Raw genomic sequence first — 6,198 nt, 5'->3', positions numbered from 1 at the left:
GAGCCGTAGCGTGTATCTTCAATGTGGGTAAAAATAAACTCCATTATTGGCTGCGAAAAAAGCGCAATAGGCACCACCATAATACTGGCAGTTAAAAATATTAAGCCATATTTTGTAAGCGATGCATTTTTAGTACTTAGCTTACCGCCGAGTAAATACCCAAAAGAAAGGCTAAGCATAAATACGGTAATTATGCTGCCCCAAATGTGCACACTACTGCCAAAAAAAGGCGCTAAAATACGCCCGCCTAATAGCTCAATACCCATAATGCAAAAGCCACTGCAAAAGGCTAAAAAATAGATTAACGCGTTTGTTTTTATACTCATGTAATTATCGTTATGTAACCTAAAGAGATCTCCATACTAACGTGATGGCTCGGCAGTCGCTAGTGCATTAATTAATCGCTCTATGATTTTTAAAAAGTTGTTTTGTTATAAAGTAACACATGTTAAACTTGTTGTTATAATATAACACCTTCGATTTCCCTATTATCATGAAGTATTCTTTAGTTTATTTAGCCTGCTTAGGCATAAGTGCGCAAACAGTGGCGCAAGAGCAAAACGACGAAATTGAAAAAATATCGGTTACTTATAAACAAGCATACCGTGGCGACATTCCTCAAAAGCAAATGCCGCAATCTATTGTAAGTGTTAGCAGTGCTGCGCTTGATCAAAAAGGCATTACTAAATTACAAGATGCGCTTGATTTTTCGGCCAGTATTTCGCGCAAAAATAACAGCGGCGCACTATGGGATAGCTTTTCTATTCGGGGCCTTTCGGGTAACGAAAACATGCCATCGGGCTATTTAATTAATGGCTTTAGCGGTGGGCGTGGTTTTAGCGGCCCGCGTGATGTATCTAACATTGATTACATTGAAGTACTAAAAGGCCCAGGCTCAGCACTTTATGGGCGCTCAGAGCCAGGCGGTACTGTAAATATTGTGACTAAAAAGCCTCAGTTTGAGCCACAAGGTGAGCTAAAAATAAGCTTAGGCAGCGACAGTTTTAATCGCGTTGAAGGCGATTACACAAACGGCATTAACGACACCACCGCGTTTAGAATAAATGGTGCGTGGCAAGATAGCGACAGCTACCGCGATGAGGTGTACACCAATAAAAAGGTAATTACGCCGTCTATTTATCATCAAATAAACGCATCAACCAGTGTGACTTATGAGTTTGAATACGTAGATTTAGCGCAGTTATTTGACCGTGGTGTTGTCGTACTCGATAACGATTTTGACACCGTACCAAGCTCGCGTTATTTAGGTAACCCTAACGATGGCGACACGCAGGTGTATTCGCGCGGGCACCAAATTACTTTAAATCACGATATTAACGATGAATGGTCGTTAGTGGCCGGTGCAAACTACCGCAGCTCTACGTTAACGGGGTTTTCGTCAGATGCTGAGCTTTCGCCATCGCGCCAATCGTTATTTGACGATGGCCGCACACTTACCCGCCAGCAGCGTTATCGCGACTACGAAGTAGAAGATTTAAGTGTAAAGTTTGAGCTAAGCGGCAGTGTAGACACAGCCGGTATTACGCACCATTTATTAATAGGTGCCGATGCATACAAGTACGATTTACGCACTGCGCTTTCTCGCTATCGAGGCGGTAACGGCACTTATACCGTTGATATTTTTGAGCCAAATTACGATGTAGAACGCCCAGCAGTAAGCCTGCTTTACGAAAACGACGAAGAGCAAAAGGCGTACGGTATTTATGTTCAAGACCAAATGGATATTACCGACAAATTTAAGCTATTAGTGGGCCTAAGGTTTGACAGCGTAGACCAAGATATTTTAGAAACCAACAGCGGCGTGTTTTCGACCAGCTCTGAAAGCCAAGTAAGCCCGCGTGTTGGCGTAGTGTACGAGCTAAATAACGCAATCACTTTTTACAGCAGTTACTCAGAAGGCTTTTTACCACTGAGCGGTACTGATGCAAGCGGTGACCCGTTTGGCTTTGAATACAGCGACTCGTTTGAGGTTGGCGCTAAGTTTGAATACTTAGGCATAAACGGTACTGTGGCATTTTTTGATGCGTCTAAAAGTAATATGTTAGTGGCAGCCCCTGTAAACGTTGGTTTTTCAGCGCCTATTGGTAAAGCCGATAGTAAAGGGTTTGAGCTTGATTTAAATACCTATATTACTGATGCAACGGCGTTTAACTTATCGTACGCCTATATAGATGCCACCACAGCAAACGACATTATTAATGCCGATTGGGGCGTGCCAATTGAAAAAGGCAGCCCGCTGGTTAATGTACCAAAAAATAACTTAAACCTTACGCTTAGCCACCAAACTGCATTAATGGGCAAAGCGCTTGAGTTTGGTGCAAGTTACCAATACACCAGCAGCCGTTTAGGTGATGCCGCCGATTTAAGTTTTAGGCTACCGAGCTACCAATTAGTTGGCGTGTTTGGCAACGTTAACTTAACCGAGCAAACAGAGCTTAATGTGAGTGTTAATAACATTTTTGATGAAGATTACGCCGAAAGTAGCTACAACGCTTTATGGGTTTACCCAGGTGCGCCAACTCAATTTAAAATGTCGTTAGCGTATAATTTTTAATAGCTAGCAAATTAAAGTTTTCATCCTAAAGCGTCTTAATGTAGTGGTTAAGGCGCTTTATATTTTCAAGCCCTTTTTTATAAAGAATTCATAAGTTTATTAAGCCAACCATCGGCCTTTGATGGTTTGTATATCATTACAATGCTTTCACAGTAGTGACTGTTAACCCCCTTTACAGTTAATTTTGTAAGCCCTAAATCGTCAATTACATAGTTAGGTAAATACGCCAACGCCAAGCCACTTTGAACCACCTCTATTAATGCACTGTAATCGCTACATCTAAATACAATATTGCGCGGTGCAATATCATCTTGCCAGCCGTCGGAGCCTACTCCTTGCTCAAGGCCGCACAGGGGTGAAAACAAAGGGCATGCAAAAGCCGCCTGCAGTAATTGGTTTTTATTAAGCGTTAAAGAGCCAGTTTGTACTAGCTGATGCCCAGCGGCCCCAGCCACACTAAACCCAGTATTAAATACATCAACCGCCACTAAATTAGCGTGTGAGCTGTTATTTAATGCCTCGCGGGTTACTAGCGCAATATGCGCCGAGCCAGATGCAACTTGGCTTATGGCTTCACCTTCAAACACATTATTAATACGTACCGAACAGGGCAGGTTGCTAAGGGGGGTAAGTAACTTTTTAAGGCCACTTTTAAGTAAAATGGCAGGGCCTGCAATAACTGCATTAAATTTATGATTATCGCTTTTAAAGCGGCTAGTAAGCTGCTGGTAATTATGAACTAAATCACTACTGTGCTTAACAAACTCTTTGCCTTTATCATTAAGTACTAAGGTTTTGCCCACACGATTAAACAGCTCCGTGGCTAAGTTTGCCTCAACCTTTTTTAGCGTTTTAGACAGCGCCCCTGGGGTAATATTAAAATGCTTAGCGGTTGTGTGCAGGTTTTGCGAACTCGCCATATGAATTACTTTTTCAATGTCGTCTAAATGCATAGCGCCAAACCCTATTGATTGAAAGGAAACAACTAATAACTTATTATCGATTATTTATACATATAAAACAGCTTATAGTGACGCTATATTTATTTTTGAGCATTAACATGAAGCACATACTGCTAATTTTTATTTTATTTTCAAGCGCAGCACTAGCAAGCGACCCTCAGCACAAGGCACACAACACACATAAAGCCCACAGCTACGTGGGGTTTCATGGTATGGCGCTTATATTAGCCGGCGATAAAGTACTTGCCAGCCACATGCCTTTATACGCCCCCCCACACAACTACCAAGTAGTGTACGAAGTAACTACCAATGACACCCATCTTAAAATAATCAAAAAAGCACTGAACGAGGCACCAAACAAACAAACTCAGATCACCATTTTACCAACCAAATTTGATTTGAATTTATTAATAAATAAGCAGACACCCACTTTAAATACTACTGTGTTTAATGGCCATTTTGAGCGCGGAGGTACGGCTTTGTTTTCGACAAAGCTGACCTTTAAAAATCCGTTATATGTAAAAAAGATCGCTATAACACAACCTGAAAAAGAAGAGTTTGATTTAATAAAGGTTTCAGCAGAGCAGGGGGTGGTAATTCATAAAATACAAAGTAAACCAAGTTATGACTCACTCAGTTTAGTAGCACTAACTAACAGAAAATATAATGGCCAGTTAAAATGTGATGCGCCATTAACCACAGCGCTTACAAGTAAGCTAAAGGCCTGTTTTAAAAGCGCCCCAAGCTATTTAGAAACTCGCGATTTTGCAGTTAATTAAAAAATTCTAGCAGCGCTTTAGCTTAAAAAGCGCTGCTATATAAATTACTTAACGTTAAGAGCATATACATTTGCCTGAACGTATTCGCCGTTTAACAATTTTATTTGCGTTAAAATGCGTGAGTACGCATCGCCTTCAAATTCATCGAGCACATGCCAGTGATCTTTTAAATTAGTTGAGCTAAACACATAGCCATTTATCTCTTGGCCTGTTTCGTCTAATACCAGTGCAGGAAAGCCCATTTTGGCGCCCCAGCCCTCGTTAATTAAATTGCCAACCACACTGCCTTGCTCAAACGTACCGCCAATATTGGCAAGAATATGTTCGTTCGGATGCCCTGGGCACAAGGTGCCATATACAAATAACGCTTCTAACACGTAAACTCCTAAATTAAGGCTAATGATTATGTTTAACTAAGCTAAAGCTTAACTAAATATGAAAAAATTCCCGAGTGAAATTTTACTCTTACAATGACACCCACCTTTATTTTTGCACTTTACGCAATAAGCATCTACTTTTTTAATTGGTTCATTAAAAGCTAGGTGCTACATGGCTATTGCAAGAAAACGCCAAATCAGTTTGGCAGATACAAAATATTATCACTGTATTTCGCGCTGTGTACGTCATGCTTATTTATGCGGTGAGGATTCATTAACGGGTAAATCCTACGAACATCGAAGGGGCTGGGTAGAACAAAAGCTATTTAGCCTCGCCAAAATATTTTGTATTGATATATGTGCTTATGCAGTTATGAGTAATCACACGCATATTGTGCTTTATGTTGATGATAAAAAAGCGAATAGGTTGAATGACAAGGCTATATTGCTACGTTGGCATAAGCTATGTAAAGGCACACCCCTTACACAAAAATTTTTACAAGGTGAGGCGCTTAGCAGTACAGAGCGATACTTTTTAAGCCAAACTATTATTCAATACAGAGAAAGGTTATCTAGTATTAGCTGGTTTATGCGCGTTTTAAACGAACATATTGCTCGTAAAGCAAATAAAGAAGATAAATGCACTGGCCGATTTTGGGAAGGGCGGTTTAAATCACAAGCTCTCCTTGATGAAGCAGCCCTTGCAGCTTGCATGGCTTACGTTGATTTAAACCCAATAAGAGCAAAAGTAGCTAAAACCCCCGAGTGCTCAAACTTCACCAGCGTGCAAAAGCGCATTCAGGGCGCTAAAAACGCAAAACAACCTAAACAACTTTTAAAATTTGCAGGTAAACCCTGTAAATTTATGCCTAAAGGTTTACCGTTTGAGCTTAAATGTTACCTCGAATTAGTTGAGCTAACAGGGCGTATTATTCGCGATGATAAACCTGGGTTTATTGAAAACACTCAGCTCCCTTTATTAGAAAGAATAAACATAGCACCAGAGAACTGGTTAAAACTCACTAAAGACTTTACACGCGTATTTCATGGCGCTGTAGGTAAGCCGCAGTCACATGTAAGTTACTGCGAGCATTTAAATAAAAAGCGACGAGTTAATTTTAGTAATTGTAAAAAGCTACTAGCCTAAAAAACCTTCTTTCTTTTAAAAAACAGCCTAAATACTGTTTCAGCGTGCCCTAAATTTAGTTAACTACATAAATAGCAGCACATTTTTAAAATAACCGCAGTATATGCCTTGAGATTACGTGTTTTTAAATTAGGCATTTAATTAAGTCGATTTTTTGAAATAATTAAAATGGGTGTCATCTTAAATAAATTATATTCTTGTGAAGAATTTAAGATGGGTGTCATTTTAATTGAGTTTATAGTCACATCCACCTTTCTGATACATGCAATGAAGGCCCTAGATTCTAATTGGAAGTGCACCACCTAATTCATTATAGACTTCATTTGGTGTTTTAAATCCTAAACATTTTCTAGGGCGA

Annotated in this window: 6 protein-coding genes; 3 read left to right on the top strand and 3 right to left on the bottom strand. The window is 40.0% G+C overall.

The window, feature by feature from the left end; all coding sequences use genetic code 11:
• The coding region (locus L650_RS0100750; protein ID WP_029771806.1) for a fused MFS/spermidine synthase at nucleotides 1-326 on the bottom strand (326 nt) is incomplete at its 3' end.
• Between the two features lie 167 nt (nucleotides 327-493).
• On the opposite strand from L650_RS0100750, the gene L650_RS0100745 reads away from it, so the two are divergent.
• Nucleotides 494-2,575: a TonB-dependent siderophore receptor gene (locus L650_RS0100745; RefSeq protein WP_029771805.1), complete on the top strand. Its 2,082-nt coding sequence runs from the start codon at nucleotides 494-496 to the stop codon at nucleotides 2,573-2,575.
• Nucleotides 2,576-2,652: 77 nt separating this feature from the next.
• Here the strand turns inward: L650_RS0100745 and L650_RS0100740 are convergent, their stop codons facing one another.
• Nucleotides 2,653-3,528 (bottom strand): LysR family transcriptional regulator, encoded by an 876-nt coding sequence (locus tag L650_RS0100740; protein ID WP_029771804.1) that lies wholly within the window; start codon nucleotides 3,526-3,528, stop codon nucleotides 2,653-2,655.
• Nucleotides 3,529-3,635: 107 nt separating this feature from the next.
• Between L650_RS0100740 and L650_RS0100735 the strand changes: the two genes are divergently transcribed.
• Nucleotides 3,636-4,316 (top strand): hypothetical protein, encoded by a 681-nt coding sequence (locus L650_RS0100735; RefSeq protein WP_029771803.1) that lies wholly within the window; start codon nucleotides 3,636-3,638, stop codon nucleotides 4,314-4,316.
• A 44-nt stretch (nucleotides 4,317-4,360) separates the two neighbouring features.
• On the opposite strand, the gene L650_RS0100730 is transcribed toward L650_RS0100735, so the two are convergent.
• A complete protein-coding gene (locus tag L650_RS0100730; protein WP_029771802.1) occupies nucleotides 4,361-4,693 on the bottom strand; it encodes a gamma-glutamylcyclotransferase in 333 nt (110 codons plus the stop codon).
• A 172-nt stretch (nucleotides 4,694-4,865) separates the two neighbouring features.
• Here L650_RS0100730 and L650_RS0100725 point away from each other — a divergent pair, with 172 nt between their 5' ends.
• Nucleotides 4,866-5,840 (top strand): transposase, encoded by a 975-nt coding sequence (locus L650_RS0100725; RefSeq protein ID WP_029771801.1) that lies wholly within the window; start codon nucleotides 4,866-4,868, stop codon nucleotides 5,838-5,840.
• Nucleotides 5,841-6,198: the final 358 nt, after the last annotated feature.

It is taken from the genome of Pseudoalteromonas sp. TB51 (assembly GCF_000498055.1).
Classification (GTDB): Bacteria; Pseudomonadota; Gammaproteobacteria; order Enterobacterales; family Alteromonadaceae; genus Pseudoalteromonas; species Pseudoalteromonas atlantica.
Note: the sequence above shows the minus strand (reverse complement) of the source record. Positions and strands in the feature narration are given on the sequence as shown.

What these genes read in the sequence shown, in the direction of transcription:
- L650_RS0100735 (WP_029771803.1), top strand. Translation starts at nt 3,636, where the DNA reads ATGAAGCACATACTGCTAATTTTTATTTTATTTTCAAGCGCAGCACTA.
- L650_RS0100740 (WP_029771804.1), bottom strand. Translation starts at nt 3,528, where the DNA reads ATGCATTTAGACGACATTGAAAAAGTAATTCATATGGCGAGTTCGCAA.
- L650_RS0100725 (WP_029771801.1), top strand. Translation starts at nt 4,866, where the DNA reads ATGGCTATTGCAAGAAAACGCCAAATCAGTTTGGCAGATACAAAATAT.
- L650_RS0100745 (WP_029771805.1), top strand. Translation starts at nt 494, where the DNA reads ATGAAGTATTCTTTAGTTTATTTAGCCTGCTTAGGCATAAGTGCGCAA.